This is a genomic window from Polynucleobacter sp. UB-Raua-W9, assembly GCF_018687435.1.
Classification (GTDB): Bacteria; Pseudomonadota; Gammaproteobacteria; order Burkholderiales; family Burkholderiaceae; genus Polynucleobacter.
In genome coordinates, this window is sequence record NZ_CP061290.1 from 1368634 (window position 1) to 1384490 (window position 15857).

Annotated in this window: 13 protein-coding genes and 1 other RNA gene; 4 read left to right on the forward strand and 10 right to left on the reverse strand. The window is 46.5% G+C overall.

The genetic code is table 11. The features are described from left to right. Positions 1–50: 50 nt before the first annotated feature. The 8 genes from rpsA to gyrA form a co-directional block, all read right to left on the reverse strand. Complete coding sequence (gene rpsA / locus AOC07_RS07030) at positions 51–1724, reverse strand: 30S ribosomal protein S1 (RefSeq protein ID WP_087909260.1); 1674 nt, start codon at positions 1722–1724, stop codon at positions 51–53. Positions 1725–1858: 134 nt separating this feature from the next. Continuing rightward, complete coding sequence (gene cmk / locus AOC07_RS07035) at positions 1859–2521, reverse strand: (d)CMP kinase (protein WP_215357289.1); 663 nt, start codon at positions 2519–2521, stop codon at positions 1859–1861. Between the two features lie 4 nt (positions 2522–2525). After that, the gene (aroA, locus tag AOC07_RS07040) at positions 2526–3851 is read right to left on the reverse strand and encodes a 3-phosphoshikimate 1-carboxyvinyltransferase (RefSeq protein ID WP_215357291.1); all 1326 of its coding nucleotides are present in this window, start codon (positions 3849–3851) and stop codon (positions 2526–2528) included. Beyond that, positions 3851–4732: a prephenate dehydrogenase/arogenate dehydrogenase family protein gene (locus AOC07_RS07045; protein ID WP_215357293.1), complete on the reverse strand. Its 882-nt coding sequence runs from the start codon at positions 4730–4732 to the stop codon at positions 3851–3853. Before AOC07_RS07045 ends, aroA begins: the two co-directional genes overlap by 1 nt. A gap of 18 nt (positions 4733–4750) precedes the next feature. Continuing rightward, positions 4751–5872, reverse strand: coding sequence for a histidinol-phosphate transaminase (hisC, locus tag AOC07_RS07050; protein WP_215357295.1), 1122 nt, complete (start codon positions 5870–5872; stop codon positions 4751–4753). 43 nt (positions 5873–5915) lie between these two features. Next, positions 5916–6995, reverse strand: a complete 1080-nt coding sequence (gene pheA / locus AOC07_RS07055; RefSeq protein WP_215292638.1) for a prephenate dehydratase — start codon at positions 6993–6995, stop codon at positions 5916–5918. Then, the gene (gene serC, locus AOC07_RS07060) at positions 6995–8092 is read right to left on the reverse strand and encodes a 3-phosphoserine/phosphohydroxythreonine transaminase (protein WP_215357297.1); all 1098 of its coding nucleotides are present in this window, start codon (positions 8090–8092) and stop codon (positions 6995–6997) included. The genes pheA and serC overlap by 1 nt, the downstream gene beginning before the upstream one ends. Positions 8093–8118: 26 nt before the next feature. Beyond that, positions 8119–10815 (reverse strand): DNA gyrase subunit A, encoded by a 2697-nt coding sequence (gyrA, locus tag AOC07_RS07065; protein WP_215292642.1) that lies wholly within the window; start codon positions 10813–10815, stop codon positions 8119–8121. A 159-nt stretch (positions 10816–10974) separates the two neighbouring features. Between gyrA and ompA the strand changes: the two genes are divergently transcribed. From ompA to ssrA, 4 genes are all read left to right on the forward strand, one after another. After that, positions 10975–11550, forward strand: coding sequence for an outer membrane protein OmpA (ompA, locus tag AOC07_RS07070; RefSeq protein ID WP_215292644.1), 576 nt, complete (start codon positions 10975–10977; stop codon positions 11548–11550). Positions 11551–11647: 97 nt separating this feature from the next. Further along, positions 11648–12337: a bifunctional 2-polyprenyl-6-hydroxyphenol methylase/3-demethylubiquinol 3-O-methyltransferase UbiG gene (gene ubiG, locus AOC07_RS07075; protein WP_215357298.1), complete on the forward strand. Its 690-nt coding sequence runs from the start codon at positions 11648–11650 to the stop codon at positions 12335–12337. Then, complete coding sequence (locus AOC07_RS07080; RefSeq protein WP_215357300.1) at positions 12334–13014, forward strand: HAD family hydrolase; 681 nt, start codon at positions 12334–12336, stop codon at positions 13012–13014. The genes ubiG and AOC07_RS07080 overlap by 4 nt, the downstream gene beginning before the upstream one ends. 72 nt (positions 13015–13086) lie before the next feature. Further along, positions 13087–13445, forward strand: a transfer-messenger RNA (tmRNA) gene (gene ssrA / locus AOC07_RS07085). A 72-nt stretch (positions 13446–13517) separates the two neighbouring features. Here the strand turns inward: ssrA and AOC07_RS07090 are convergent. Together AOC07_RS07090 and hemP are read right to left on the reverse strand one after the other, a co-directional pair. Continuing rightward, positions 13518–15596: a TonB-dependent receptor domain-containing protein gene (locus AOC07_RS07090; protein WP_215357301.1), complete on the reverse strand. Its 2079-nt coding sequence runs from the start codon at positions 15594–15596 to the stop codon at positions 13518–13520. Positions 15597–15680: 84 nt separating this feature from the next. After that, complete coding sequence (hemP, locus tag AOC07_RS09445) at positions 15681–15842, reverse strand: hemin uptake protein HemP (RefSeq protein ID WP_256437860.1); 162 nt, start codon at positions 15840–15842, stop codon at positions 15681–15683. Positions 15843–15857: the final 15 nt, after the last annotated feature.

Genomic DNA, 15857 nt, shown 5'->3' on the forward strand with positions numbered 1-15857 from the left:
TCTATCAAAAAAAGATCGCCGCTCCCCCACTGGAAAGCGGCGATATTGCTTTAACCCTGATTGTCCATTTTTGCTTTTAACAAAGCACCCAAATTGGTTGTGCCAGACTGCGCATCACCTTGGAGCTTGCTCATTGCATCTTGTTGATCAGAACTGTCTTTTGCTTTAATTGAAAGATTGATAACGCGTGACTTACGATCGATATTAATGATCATTGCAGTTACGCTATCGCCCTCTTTCAATACATTGCGCGCATCTTCAACGCGATCGGTTGAGATCTCAGAAGCACGCAAGTAAGCTTCAACTTCATCAGCCAAGTGAATCGTTGCACCCTTAGCATCAACAGCCTTCACAGTACCAGTAACAAGGCTACCCTTGTCGCTTACGGATGTGTAGTTATTGAATGGGTCGCCAGACAATTGCTTGATACCGAGAGAGATGCGCTCTTTCTCAACATCAATTGCCAATACTGTGGCTTCAACTTCATCACCTTTTTTGTATTTCTTAACAGCTTCTTCGCCTGGCTCATTCCAAGAGATATCAGAAAGATGTACTAGGCCATCGATGCCGCCAGGCAAGCCAATGAACACACCAAAGTCGGTAATCGACTTGATTGCGCCAGTAAGCTTGTCGCCTTTTTGTTGGGCACGTGAGAACTCTTCCCATGGATTTGCTTTGCACTGCTTGATGCCCAAGCTAATACGACGCTTGTCTTCATCAATATCCAGAACCATGACTTCAACTTCGGTTCCCAATGCAGTGGCTTTGCTTGGAGCAACGTTTTTGTTGGTCCAATCCATTTCAGAAACGTGTACCAAACCTTCAATACCAGATTCGATTTCAACGAATGCGCCGTAATCAGTCAAGTTCGTTACCTTGCCAAACAAACGGGTATTCGGTGGGTAACGACGAGCGATACCAACCCATGGATCATCACCAAGCTGCTTCACACCAAGTGAAACACGGTTCTTCTCTTGATCGAACTTCAAAATCTTCGCGGTAACTTCTTGACCAACAGTCAACATCTCGCTTGGGTGACGCACACGACGCCATGCCAAATCAGTGATGTGTAAGAGGCCATCGATACCACCGAGGTCAACGAACGCGCCGTAATCAGTGATGTTCTTAACGAGGCCAGTTACGACAGCGCCTTCTTTAAGGTTAGACATCAACTTAGCACGCTCTTCACCTTGGCTAGCTTCAACAACCGCACGACGTGACAACACTACGTTGTTACGCTTACGGTCAAGCTTGATAACCTTGAACTCCATAGTCTTACCTTCGTAAGGACTAGTGTCTTTAATAGGGCGTGTGTCAACGAGTGATCCAGGCAAGAATGCGCGGATACCGTTCACCATCACAGTCAAGCCACCTTTGACCTTACCAGTAACGGTACCGGTAACGATCTCAGCTTGCTCGAGCGCTTTTTCCAAATTCATCCATGATGCCAAGCGCTTCGCTTTGTCACGGGAGAGGATGGTGTCGCCATAGCCATTTTCAAGGGCATCGATAGCAACAGAAACGAAATCGCCAGGAGCTACTTCAATCTCGCCAGCGTCGTTATGGAATTCTTCAACAGGAATAAACGCTTCAGACTTTAAGCCAGCGTTAACAACGACGAAGTTATGGTCGATGCGGAGAACTTCAGCCGAAATAACTTGGCCGGTCTTCATATTCGATCGGGTTAATGATTCTTCAAATAATTCTGCAAATGATTCAGACATGTGTATTCACTTTGTGCCGCCAGAAGGCCCGACGGGTTAGGTTAAAAAAGCCTTAAAGAAACACGCTAATGAAATAATCGCGTTGTGGAGTTTCTTAAGACGCCAAAACTACTACTTACATCTACCGCTAAAAACTAAACAATCGCAGATTGATACCAATCTAAAACTGTCTTAACTGCTTGATCTATCGATAAATCTGATGTTTCAAGCACTTTTGCACCATCTGCAAGCAAGAGGGGTGCGGCACCTCGACTACTATCCCTGGCGTCGCGCTCCTGCAAATCTTGCAGTAAGTCAGAAAGTTTAGCAGAAATTCCCTTAGCTATCAATTGCTTATAGCGACGTTCCGCCCTGGCAGCAGCAGTGGCGGTCAAGAAAACCTTCAAAACCGCGCCTGGGAAGATAACGCTGGCCATATCCCGACCATCAGCAACTAGACCTGGGGAATGTCGAAAACTACGCTGCAAGCCCACCAAAGCAGATCTCACCTCCGGATGAACCGCCAGAGCAGAAGCTCTTAAACCAATGTTTTCTGTGCGAATGGCGTCCGTAACGTCCTCGCTATCTAGAAAAACTTGGCTATTTTTGAATGAAATCAGTAACTTAGGAACTAAAAGGCCTAATTCTGGGCCATTTTTGACATCAATTCCGTATTTTTCACTAGCCAAGGCCACTAAGCGATATAGCGCACCGCTATCCAAATAATGAAAACCCAACTTTTCGGCTACCAGGGAAGCAACCGTACCTTTACCTGAGGCGGTAGGTCCATCGATTGCGATAACTGGGTAAGCGCTCATGAAATTAATTAACTACCTTCGCAAATTCTGCAAAGTAGCTTGGGAAAGTTTTAGCGACGCAATTAGGATCATTGATTGTCAGAGATTGAGGACCAAATGCTGCGAGAGAAAAGCACATGGCCATACGATGGTCATCGTAAGTATCAATACCTTCGGCTGGCGACTTCCAGTCACCCGGGGATGGAGCAGTGATAACAATATAGTCGGCACCCTCTTCAACAGTCGCACCCACTTTTCTTAATTCTGTTGCCATCGCCGCGATGCGATCGGTTTCCTTCACTCGCCAACTCGCAATATTATTCAATCGTGTTGGGCCCTCAGCAAACAACGCTGCAATAGCAAGCGTCATTGCCGCATCTGGAATCTCAGTGCAATCCAGTGTGATGCCATTCAACTTTCCATTCGCATTCTTCACACCAGAAACTTCAATCCAATCTTCTCCAGCAGTGATATTGGCACCCATCAAGGCAAGCGCATCAGCAAATGCCACGTCACCCTGAATACTGTCACTGCCAACACCCAGCACTCTTACGGGACCACCACCAATAGCACCCAGTGCTAAAAAGTAAGAGGCAGAAGAGGCATCGCCTTCAACCAATAGCTGACCAGGACTCTTGTAAACAGCGTCCGATGTTTTGGCTGGTATGACAAACGACTGGCCATCAGGGCAAGCGACATGCACGCCAAAACGTGCCATCAATTTCAGAGTGATATTGATATATGGGCGAGAAATCAGTTCGCCAATCACCTCAATACGAACGGCTTGTTCCGCAACAAGCGGCAAAGCCATTAACAAAGCAGTCAAGAACTGGCTGGATACATCACCACGCACCTTCACAACATCTTTAATCTGAATATCTGCTGCCAAAATCTGAATCGGTGGATAACCTTCCTGTAATTCATATTCAATCTTGGCGCCTACTTGACGCAAGCCATCAACTAAATCACGAATCGGTCTTTCGTGCATTCGAGCTACACCGGATAAACGATAGTCTCCACCCTGCATTGCGAGTGCCGCTGTCAGTGGACGAATCGCAGTACCGGCATTACCCATGAAGAGATCTGCTTGGCGCACGGGGAAGCGAGCGCCATAACCATCAACCACGCAAACTTTGTCAGCTTGATCAGTTACAGAGAGACCTAACTGACGCAAAGCATTCCGCATCACTTGAGTGTCATCAGCATCAAGTAAATTTTTGAGCGTAGTAGTGCCAGAAGATAGTGCTGCCAGAAGCAATACACGATTGGAGATACTCTTGGACCCAGGCAACACAATCGAGCCCTGAGCTCGCTTGAATGGTCCAATCTGAATACTAGGTAAATGGCCCATCAGGCCCCATCCAAATCTTGACGCGCTTTACTGGCCTTGTTAAATAGCTTCTCCAAGCCTGCACCATCACCTTCGGCAACCAATTTGCGCATGTGATTGACGATTAATAAATACTGATCCAACTCTTTCAATATCGCAGTAGGGTTACCCAAGCAAATATCACGCCACATTTCTGGACTAGAGGCAGCGATACGGGTGAAGTCCCTAAATCCAGCACCCACATGATCTAATTTTTGATCAGCATCTTCCGAGTTCACAACGTTCGCCATTAAGGCGTAAGAAAGAAGGTGTGGCAGGTGGGAGACAGCCGCATAAATTGCATCGTGCTGCACGCTACCAATCTTTTTTACTACCGAACCAACTGACTCCCAGAAGCCGACAATCAAGGCAGTATCCTCAGGAGAGTTCTCTTGCAATGGACACACAATCGTTTGCTTGCCTTCAAATAAGTCAGCCCTTGCAGCGCTAGCGCCATGTTGTGCGCCACCAGCAATTGGGTGGGCTGGCACAAACTGACATGCTTTTTTACCCAATACTTCTTTCGCAGCCAAGATCACATCACCCTTAGTACTCCCAGCATCAGTAATCATGGTGCGAGACTCAAGATGCGGCTCTAGAGCTTCAAATGCTATTCGCATTTGTGCAACTGGTATGCATAACACAATCAGGTCTGATTGCTTGGCTGCTTCCACTAAATCGACTACCCCATCAATCGCACCCATCTTTTGTGCTTGATCTAAATTTTCTTTGCTACGACCAACGCCAAGCACCTTAGTAACTACACCAGCTTGTTTCAGCGCTAAACCCAAAGATGCGCCAATCAAGCCAACACCCACAATGGTGACAGTGCCGAAATTACTTGAAGGATTAATGATGACCATAGATAAAAGTCTTGTTTTTTATTTCGCCAGGATTGCTGTGAGTGCGTCAATAAAAGCCGCATTCTCTTTTGGCAAACCAATCGAGATGCGCAACCATTGCGGCAAGCCGTAATTACCAACAGGGCGCACAATGATGCCGCGTTTAAGTAACTCCAGATTAATACGCGCACCCGCTTGATCATCTTGACCCACTCTCACCAAGACAAAATTTCCTGCGGATGATAAATAAGTGAGATTCAATTGTTCGAAAGCGTTGGTCAGCTGTTCGTAACCAGCCCGATTGAGCTCATACCCTTCTTGCAAAAATACTTTGTCTTGAAACGCTGCAATGGCAGCGGCTTGGGCAAGACTGTTCACGTTAAACGGTTGACGAATACGATTCAGCAAATCGGTTAGGTGGGGTTGCGCAACGCCATAACCAATTCGCAAGCCAGCTAATCCATACGCTTTTGAAAAGCTGCGGGATAAAATCATATTGGGAAAACGCTTCACCCAGGCAATCGCGTCATAGCGCTGCTCTGGGCTGAGATATTCGTTATAGGCCTCGTCAAGCACAACAACGACATGTGATGGCACAGCCTGCAAGAAATCTTCAATCTCTTTTGCGCTGAGATAGCTGCCAGTTGGATTGTTTGGGTTGGCAATGAATGCCAACTTTGCTTTATCTCCAGCCGCTTGAATCGCAGAAAGCATTGCTGGCAAGTCATGGCCATAACTCTCTGTAGCAGCAACCTCAACTGCTTTAGCCCCCACCGCTTGGGTTGCCAGGGGATAAACAGCAAATGCATGTTTAGAGAAAAATACTTCATCGCCTGCTTGTGCAACTGCGCGTGCCGCCAATTCTAAGATGTCATTACTGCCATTGCCCAACGTAATCCAATCACTTGGGACCCCCAAGCGCTCAGACAATACATTCTTTAATTCAAAACCATTGGAGTCTGGATAGCGGCCCAAATCGCTAGCAGCCTTCAGCATGGCCTCTTGCGCAGACTTGGGCATTCCCAATGGATTCTCATTGGAAGCCAGCTTCACAATCTTGCTTTCATCCAAACCATACTCACGCGCAACTTCACTAATAGGTCGCCCACCAACATAGGGTGCAATCGCATGAATATGTTTTAGACCAATCTTGGAAGTCATTCGCAGGCTAACTAATGTAGTTACTAATTAAATTTCTAAATATTTAAGCTGAGTGAGGATAAGAACCCAGGTTCTTATAAAAAGCTGCAATTTCTTTTAATTCCTCTAAAGCCTTTACTACTTTGGTATCTTGCGCGTGGCCAGCAATATCAATATAGAAGTGATATTCCCAAGTGCCTTTGCGCGCAGGACGAGACTCAAAACGGTTCATCGACACCCCATGCTTTGCCAAAGGGGCAAGCAAGCGATGCACAGCGCCGGGCTGATTATCAACCGATAAGACTAAAGAAGTTTGATCTTTACCGGTTGGCTGGCACTCATAAGCGCCAACTACGACAAAGCGAGTGCGATTATGCGGATCATCCTGAATCTGGGCAGCAACTGCTTGCAAGCCATAAGTCTCTTGTGCAGGATCACCGGCAATCGCAGCCAAAGTAGGATCATTGGCAGCCAAGCGAGCAGCCTCAGCATTACTACTGACTGCTTGGCGCTTTAAGTTGGGAGCATGCAGGCTCAACCATTGTTGGCACTGCGCCAGTGCTTGCGCGTGAGCACAAACTGTTTTTACACCATCCAAGCTACCACTTTTCGTTAGGAGATGATGACGAATTGCTAGCACAACTTCGCCACTAATCTGCATGGAAGAATCTAAAAGCAAATCCAATGTACGTGAGATAGCGCCTTCGCTAGAATTTTCAACGGGCACAACGCCAAACTGTGCGGCACCCTTCTCTACCGATTTAAAGACTTCATCCAAACTTGCACAAGGCAGACCAGCAATTGAGTGGCCGAAGTAAGTTTGGGCAGCCTGTTCAGAGAAAGTGCCGGCAGGTCCGAGATACGCAATCGTTTGACGAGCTTCTAAGGCTCTGCAGGCAGACATGACCTCGCGCCAAATCGCTGCGATACCATCAGGCAATAAAGGTCCAGAGTTGATTTCCTGAAGACGAGCGACGACCTGGCGCTCACGCTCAGGACGAAACACTGGAGACGAGAAGCCACCTTTGATGTGACCAACTTCTTGCGCTGCTTTAGCACGCTGCGTCAGTAAATCCAAAATCTCTGCATCTAATGCATCGATTTTTTCTCGCAGGGGAGCTAAGCGCTGCTCTTCAGTACTCATTAAGCCCGCCTTTCAAAATCACGCATAAATTCAATTAAAGCTTTAACGCCTTCTAGCGGCATTGCGTTGTAAATGCTTGCACGCATACCACCTGCAGCTTTATGACCGCGTAAAGCAACTAAACCCGCAGCATGAGATTGCGCCAAAAACTCCGCATTCAAAGACTCATCTTTTAGGAAGAAAGTCACATTCATACGAGAGCGGCAATGTTTTGCAACGCGGTTCTCATACAGGCTGCTTTGATCCAAAAACTGATAGAGCAAGTCGGCTTTTTCTTGGTTACGCTTTTCAATAACCTTAACACCACCCTGCTTGAGAAGCCACTTAAATCCTAAACCCGCCATATAAATCGAGAAAGTCGGTGGTGTATTAATCATGGATTGTGTGCCAGCCTGAATAGACCAATCCCAAATTAACGGGGTGATCCCCATGCAATGACCCAGCAAGTCTTTCCGGACAATCGCAATCGTGACACCTGATGGGCCAATGTTTTTCTGCGCGCCACCGAACCAGACACCACACTTTGTGACGTCCATCTCTTTAGATAGGATATTGCTAGAGATATCTGCAACTAGAGGAACGTTACCAACATCTGGTACATCCGCAAACTCCACGCCACCAATAGTTTCATTAGCGCAGTAGAGAACATAAGCAGCGTCATTCGACAACTTCCAGTCACTTCTTGGGGGAATGGTATTGAATTTTTCTGCTGCAGAGGATGCCGCTAAATTAGCTACACCGTACTTCTGAGCTTCTTTATAGGATTTTTCTGACCACACGCCAGTAACGATGTAATCCGCCTTAGGGCCATTCTTGGCCAAAGGCATCAGATTCATTGGGATAGCTGCATTTTGTCCGAGACCCCCGCCTTGCAAGAGTAAAACTTCATAGTTACTCGGAATATTCATCAGGCCGCGCAGATCCTGCACCGCCTCTTCATACACCTCCATGAACTCTTTACTCCGATGGCTAATCTCCATCACGCTGGTACCAAGTCCACGCCAATTCAGCATTTCATCGGCCGCCTGCTTCAACACCTCTTCAGGCAAAGTGGCGGGCCCCGCAGCGAAATTAAAAATGCGGCGGTCAAAGCTCATAGTCTTAGCTAATTAATGATGACGCCTTAAGCGTCACCTGCCGCATCAGTTGATGGATCAGCAGAAATTTCACCTTCTTCCGCCTCATCACCTTCATCATCTGAATCGCTTTCAGCAATACGTTGCAAGCCAGACAAACGAGTGCCTTCATCCACGTTAATCAAGGTAACGCCTTGTGTGGCACGACCCATCTCACGAATTTCAGAAACACGTGTACGCACCAAGACACCGCCAGTGGTAATCAACATGATTTGATCTTCTGGGGACACCAAGGCTGCAGCAACTACTTTACCGTTGCGCTCAGACGTCTGAATCGCAATCATGCCCTTAGTGCCACGTCCATGACGTGTGTATTCTGTAATAGGCGTACGTTTACCGTAACCGTTTTCTGTAGCAGTTAATACGCTGTTTGGAATCGCAACACCATTGGCGTCCACTACTGCAGCTTCAGCGCCCTCAGCAGCTTCAGCTGGAGCAACCAACATTGCAATCACTTGGTGACCTTCACCCAAGTTCATGCCGCGTACACCGCGTGCAGTACGACCCATTGGGCGTACATCGTTCTCATCAAAACGCACTGCTTTACCAGCGTCAGAGAACAACATCACATCATGCTGACCATCAGTAATCGCGGCGCCAACCAAGAAGTCATTCTCATTCAAGTCGACAGCAATAATGCCGGCTTTACGAGGATTGGAGAAGTCAGACAAACGGGTCTTCTTCACGGTGCCCAAGCTAGTTGCCATAAAGACGTATTGGTCATCCTGATAACCCTTAATTGGGAGAATCACAGTGATCTTTTCGCCTTCGATCAATGGGAACATATTGACGATGGGTTTCCCGCGTGAAGTACGGCTACCCTGGGGAACCTCCCATACCTTCAGCCAATACATGCGGCCACGGTCAGAGAAACAAAGAATAGCGTCATGCGTATTGGCTACGAATAAGGTGTCGATCCAATCCTCATCCTTGGTAGCAGCAGCCTGCTTGCCACGCCCACCACGTTTTTGTGCGCGGTATTCACTCAATGGCTGACTCTTCATGTAACCAGTGTGTGAAAGCGTTACCACCATGTCTTGCGGCGTGATCAAATCTTCCGTGAAGAGTTCAGTTGCATTCATTTCGATGAATGAACGACGACCGCTATCACCACCGGCTTTACCAAACTCTGCTTGAACTTCTTTAAGTTCGCTTTCGATGACTTGAGTAACACGCTCTGGCTTTGACAACAAATCTAACAAGTCAGAAATCTCTGCCATCACTTCTTTGTACTCATTAACAATCTTGTCTTGCTCAAGACCTGTCAAACGTTGCAGACGCATCTGCAAAATTTCTTGCGCTTGGCTATCAGAGAGGCGATACAAACCCGTAGTCTGCATGCCGTACTCAGGCAACAACCCTTCAGGGCGATAGGCATTGCGACCACCTGGCGTATCCGTCTCGGCGCGTGCCAACATCTCACGCACCATCGAAGAATCCCATGCTTTACCCATCAACTCTTGCTTGGCAACTACTGGATTTGCGGCTGCTTTAATAATGGCAATGAACTCATCAATGTTTGCCAATGCAACAGCGAGACCTTCTAAGACGTGACCACGCTCACGCGCTTTACGCAGTTCAAAAATGGTACGACGCGTCACCACTTCACGGCGATGCTGTAAGAAGTACTCCAGCATTTGCTTCAAGTTGAGCAAGCGTGGTTGGTTATCTACCAATGCCACCATATTCATGCCAAAGTTATCTTGTAATTGAGTGCTCTTATATAAATTATTGAGAACGACTTCAGGCACTTCACCGCGCTTTAACTCAATCACAACACGCATACCGGATTTATCTGATTCATCACGCAAATCAGAAATACCCTCAACTTTTTTCTCATTTACTAACTCAGCAATACGCTCGAGCAAGTTCTTTTTATTTACCTGGTATGGCAACTCATCAACGATGATGGCCTGACGTGCACCCTTATCGATATCTTCAAAGTGGGTCTTGGCTCGCATCACTACACGACCACGACCAGTTCTATAGCCTTCGCGAACCCCTTGAACACCGTAAATGATGCCGGCAGTCGGGAAATCGGGGGCTGGGATGATCTCAATCAGCTCGTCAATCGTGCATTCTGGGTTGTGCAAGACGTGTAAACAGGCTGTAACCACCTCATCCAGGTTATGGGGAGGGATATTGGTGGCCATGCCCACAGCGATGCCCGAGCTGCCATTAATTAGCAAATTCGGCACTTTGGCAGGCAGAATCAGGGGTTCTTTCTCGCTACCGTCGTAATTTGGCCCAAAATCGACCGTTTCCTTGTCCAAATCGGCCAAAAGCTCATGGGCAATCTTGCGGAGGCGAATCTCGGTATACCGCATCGCAGCAGCGTTATCGCCGTCCACAGAGCCAAAGTTACCCTGTCCGTCAACCAGCATATAGCGCAGAGAGAAATCCTGGGCCATTCGAACAATGGTGTCATACACCGCAGAATCGCCATGTGGATGGTATTTACCGATTACATCGCCAACTATACGGGCAGATTTTTTGTAAGCGCGGTTCCAATCGTTGTTTAATTCATACATCGCAAATAAGACCCGGCGGTGAACCGGTTTGAGGCCGTCACGTACGTCTGGCAGGGCTCTGCCGACGATGACGCTCATAGCGTAGTCCAAATAGGACCGCCGCATTTCGTCTTCAAGGGATATTGGTAGTGTTTCTTTAGCGGCTTGTTCCATCTATAAATAATATCATTTTGATGACAGGTGACCCCTATGCTAAGATTCTGTCAGTTTGTACGAAATTGAGATGTGTCGCTTTGCGGTTTTTTGCTTCAAAGTAGGGCGAATTACATTTAAGTTTGACTTTAATTAAAAAGAGATTTTTGAGGACTAAAAATGAACAAAACCCTAAAACTGTTGCTCGCTTCTGTTATTACTGTTTCTGCAACTGCAGCAATGGCTTCTGATAACTGGCAAAACGGCGATGGCCACTTAAACTGGAAAAACGGCGACGGCACATTGTGCTGGCGTGACAACAGCTGGACACCTGCAACTGCTGCTAAGGGTTGTGACGGTGCCTTGACAGCTGCTGCTGGTGCTGCTTCTGGCGTTAGCCAAAGCAAAATCACTTTGCAAGCTGACACACTGTATGACTTCAATAAATCTGACTTGAAACCAGAAGGTAAAGCTACTTTGGACAAGATCGCTAAAGATTTGAGCAAGATCAAGTTGGAAGTCATCATTGCTGTTGGTAATACTGACAGTGTTGGTACAGATGCATACAACATGGCCCTCGGTCAGCGCCGTGCTCAGTCAGTTAAGACTTATCTGACAAGCAAAGGTGTTGACGGTAGCCGCATCTACACAGAATCAAAAGGCAAGAGCAATCCAGTTGCATCCAATGCAACTGCTGAAGGCCGCGCTAAGAACCGCCGTACTGACATCGAAGTTGTTGGTACAGCTGCTAAGTAATTCTTTTTACTTGTAAAAAAGCCCGCTTCTTGCGGGCTTTTTTATTTCCGCTATATTCGTAGCATCCTTAATTTGCCCCACTCACAGGCCAATCAATATGAACGTAGACCAATCTGAAATCGCTAAATTTAGCGCCCTGGCCCATCGCTGGTGGGATCCTCATAGCGAATTCAAGCCTTTGCATGCCATTAACCCCCTTCGGCTTGGTTGGATCAAGTCCTTCGTGAGCTTAGAGGGTAAAAAAGTTGTCGATATTGGTTGCGGTGGCGGCATCCTTGCCGAATCAATCTCTCAATCAGGCGCAGATACCATTGGTATTGATTTATCCGAAAAGGCACTCAAAGTCGCTGAGCTACATGCATTGGAAGTGGGTGCTAACCTCACTTATCGCTCCATCTCAGCTGAGGCGCTAGCAGATGATCAGCCAGGACAATACGACGTAGTGACCTGCATGGAAATGCTTGAGCATGTTCCAGACCCTGCGTCTGTAGTGCGGGCCTGCGCCAAACTTTGTAAGCCAGGCGGCACACTCTTTTTTAGCACTTTGAATCGCAGTCCAAAGTCCTACTTATTTGCCATTATTGGCGCTGAATACATTCTCAAACTTCTTCCCAAGGGCACTCACGAATACGCCAAATTTATTAAGCCTTCAGAACTCCTTGCCTTCACTCGCGCTGCAGACTTAGAAATGATTGGCATCAAGGGCCTTAGTTACAACCCGCTAACTCAGGTATATAGCCTGAATGATGATGTAGATGTGAACTACATGATTGCCGTTCGGAAATGAATGAGGCACTAAGCCCCTATGACGGGGTATTTTTTGATCTTGATGGGACCTTGGCGGATACGGCACCTGATCTAGTTGCAGCCACGAATCAACTGCTGGAAGCTCGCAATCTCGCTCCCAAGCCTTACGAATTTTTACGCCCCTATGCGTCTGCCGGCGCGCGCGGCCTTCTCGAAGGGGCCTTCGGTATTGCTCCAGACCATCCTGATTTCATTTCACTACGTGATGAGTTTTTTGCAAACTATGAAAAAGCACTTCTAGTCCACAGTAAGTTATTTGATGGCATGGATCACTTGCTTGAGCAAATTGAGAAAGCAAATCTTCCTTGGGGGATTGTTACGAACAAGAGTGAACGATTTACCCATCCACTCACAGATTTAATGGGCTTGCGTCAAAGAGCAGTCTCAACGGTTTCTGGTGACACAACGCCACACGCAAAACCGCATCCAGAACCTATTTTGCATGCTGCCAGAATCGCCAATATCGACCCTACAAAATCAATTTATGTAGGCGACGACATTCGTGATGTGATTGCAGGTAAAGCTGCAGGCATGCTGACCGTAGCTGCTGCATACGGCTATTGTGGTTGCAAAGAGCCCCCTGAGGCCTGGGGAGCTGATCACATCATCAATAACCCTCTCGATTTATTACAAATCATCTTCCCCAATAGGGGATAACAACACTTCTAAAAGATATTGGGCAATTTAAGGCTAGCGGCTTTAAAATAGTGCCTCCTGTGCATGAACTCTGGGGTCGACATGGTTTCGACGTGGATTACAAAGCATCAAGGGCATACCGAGGACCCGTTATCTCGTAAATCAATGGGAATGTAATAACTGCAAACGACGAACGTTTCGCACTAGCCGCTTAATTGCGGTTGCCCCTGAACTGATTCTCTCTTGGGTCAGGTAGCGCAAGCTACATCAGGGTCATTTACAAGAGATAAGATCATTTCATGTCACGGGGAATGATTCGAAAACTTAGTGAATCGTCAGCAAGGAACGTGTCAATCCGTGCCTAACTGATTAAATTAAATGATATGACTAAGTATGTAGAACTTGTTGTAGAGGATTTGCGGACGCGGGTTCGATTCCCGCCGACTCCACCATTTTGAAGTGTGTAACAGTCCAACGCCACCCACCAGGGTGGCGTTTTTCTTCTCATCAAATGAGTGTGTGTATCAATTAAATTGATAACTCATGCCAGCTTGAAAGTTGAGTGGTGCCCCAGCAAAAATACCATCTGGGCTACGACTGGAAATATATCTCTTATCAAATACATTATTAATTACCCCAAATACTTTCCAGTCTTTATTGATAGCATAATTTGCACTCCAATTCACCGTTGCAAAGGAGGGCACTTCACCTAAAGTTCCAATTGCATTTTGCTCAACAGTATTTGCTGAGTCGGCATACTGAGCGGAAACATAATGAAGACTAACTAAGGTATTAAATCCATTCTTCTCGTAGCCGACACCTAGGTTAGAAGTCAATTTAGGCGTGTAGGGAATGCGGTTGCCATCTCGTCCTAATGAGTTTGTTCCCACAAACTTTGCTACTGGTATATAGGTAGCGTTTCCATTGAGACCCCAACCACGCCCTAACTGATATGCCAAAGCCAACTCAGCGCCTTGATGCAAGCTTTTGCCACCGTTCGCCTTGGAAATTCCAGCAGCCAAACTTTGGTTCACAATTTGATTGCTAAAGTTCATACTAAAGACTGCCGAGTCATAGGAAAAAGCGCCAGAACGTCCTCGTAGGCCCAATTCCATATTCGTTGAACGCTCCGGCTCTAATTGCTGATCTACTCCTTTGTCATTAATCGCAGTCGCCAGTTGAGCGGGAGCAAAGCCCTTGTAAATACTTCCATAGGCCTGAGCCTGGGGTATTAATTGCCACGTAGCTCCGATCTGCGGAATAGTTTCTACATTTTTAGCACCACCTGCTTTACCAGTCATGACGTTAGATCGAGTTTGGTTATAACTTTCAACGCGCACCCCGGGGATCAGTGCAAAGTCTTTGCTTATTAGAAAACGATTTTGACCATACATTGCAACTGAGTTAGCTTTATTGTCTTCATGCAAAGAGAGTTGACCAGAGTACGCCAATGTTTTAGAGCTCACCAGTTGATTAATTTGTGATTCTGTATGCAAGCGAATGCCAAACTCGGATTCATTCTGAAGCCCTAGAGCACTATAGGCATGAGTCACTCGCGAATCAATGCCTAACATTTGAAACTCTCGATTACGCCCAACTAAACAATTGGATCCCATATTACAAGCATTAAAAACCGTAGCATCTTGTGTGCGATTGACAATGCTCTGTCTCCAATAATCTCGCGTTAACTTACTCCAATACATTAATGTATTAATCTTGGTTTCGGGGCTTATCTCAATTGAGTGATTGAGATCCACTGCATTTCTTTGGGTGACGAAGCGATCATTGGGCGCGGGATTAGCAGTCGATCTATTGCTGAACTGATTGGGGCGCAGTCCAACATAGGAAGTGTTGATATCGTTGTCGTAATGTGTGTACTTGAGACTCAACCACTGATTCTGATTAATCTCGACACCACCCTTCATTAAGATGTCGTACATCTTAAAACCATTGCCCTGATATCCACTGGATTCCGATTGAATCAGGTTTATTCCACCGATTGCACCATTGGAATCCGATCTACCCCCTGCCTCAATCTCAGCCAATCGATAGCCATAATTACCTACTTTTCCAGTCAACTTAAAGCCTTGTGAAGGTGTTTTGCTGAGGTAGTTAATAACACCGCCAATATTAGAGGGTCCATATTGAAGTCCGGATGCACCTTTCAAAACCTCAAGACCGCCGATTCTTTCCACAGGTGGACTATAGTAAGAGGCGTTTGATATAAATAAACTTGGCTGAATGGGAGCGCCATCTTCAAGCAATAGGACTTTTGAGCTACGACTTGGATTTAGACCGCGAATACCAATATTGGGAATGGCACCAAAGCCACCTTCATCTCCGCGAATATTGACGCCAGGAATAGTTTTTAATACATCTTGCAATGACTGTGGTTGCAACTCCTCCATCCGCTTCTGATTGATAACATCAACAGTACCGGGAATACTACTAAGCGCATTCTCCTCTCGTCCAACAATATCAATTCTGGGTAGCTCAATCTGCTGCGCTTTTAGCAAGCCAGAAAATGAGCTTCCATACAACAATGCTAGGGATGAAAACCATGCAACTTTATTTCGCGAGCGAAAAATATCTTGATGCTTCATATACTATCTCCAGTGATAACAACATAAAATCGCTGGCTATATGCATATGAAAATGCTCTTGCTGGCTAGTAACTGATTTCAGGCTTACTTAGTGAGAATTAATTTTCCTAATTTAGTGATGCGTAATTGATAGAAATAACCATCGTGCAGAATCACAAGCTGCTTCATTTGCCCCAACAGGGCCTCGCTTGAAATAGTCTTTGGAAAATGTTGAGAATGCGTGGAGTGATTTTTTAGTAACTCCACACCTAGGGTATTTGT